Source organism: Pseudomonas sp. ENNP23 (assembly GCF_001728945.1).
In the GTDB taxonomy this organism is placed as follows: domain Bacteria; phylum Pseudomonadota; class Gammaproteobacteria; order Pseudomonadales; family Pseudomonadaceae; genus Metapseudomonas; species Metapseudomonas otitidis.
In genome coordinates, this window is record NZ_LYSP01000114.1 from 1 (window position 1) to 689 (window position 689).

Sequence of the window (689 nt, forward strand, 5' to 3'; positions counted from 1 at the left end):
AAATCTTCGGCATCGCCGTCGGCGAGATCGGCAACCGCCTCACCCACTACCACCTCACCCTCGTCCCCCGCCTCGCCTACCTCGCCCTGCGCCACAACCAGCGCATCTTCCAGCACCTGAGCGTCCCGCAGATCATCGGCCAGGTCCTCGAAGACCACGGCATCCTCGCCGACGCCTACCGCTTCCGCCTCGGCCCCAAAGCCCCACCACCGCGCGACTACTGCACCCAGTACGACGAAAGCGACCTGCACTTCATCAGCCGCCTCTGCGAAGAAGAGGGCCTGCACTTCCACTTCGAACACCAGAGCGACAGCCACCTGCTCGTCTTCGGCGAAGACGCCAGCGCCTTCCCCAAGCTCGGCCGCCCCGTCGCCTACCTCGCCAACACCGGCCAGGTCGCCGACGAACCCGTCATCAAACGTTTCGGCCTGCGAATGGAAGCCCGCACCCTGCGCGTCACCCGCCGCGACTACCACTTCGAACAGCCCAGCCTGCTGATGGAAGCCGCCCATAGACCCCAGGACGACCTCCCCCAGCCCGACCTCGAAGACTACGACTACCCCGGCCGCTTCACCGACCGTGACCGTGGCCGCCGCCTCGCCCGCCAGGCCCAGGAACGCCACCGCCGCGACTACCGCCTCGCCGACGGCGACAGCGACGAACCGCGCCTGGTCAGCGGCCACCTGCTC

Annotated in this window: 1 protein-coding gene; it reads left to right on the top strand. The window is 68.2% G+C overall.

Features of this window, described 5'->3' with window-relative positions; all coding sequences use genetic code 11:
* Window positions 1-689: type VI secretion system tip protein TssI/VgrG (gene tssI, locus A9G05_RS26265; protein ID WP_139131280.1), on the top strand; the 689-nt coding region annotated here is incomplete at both ends.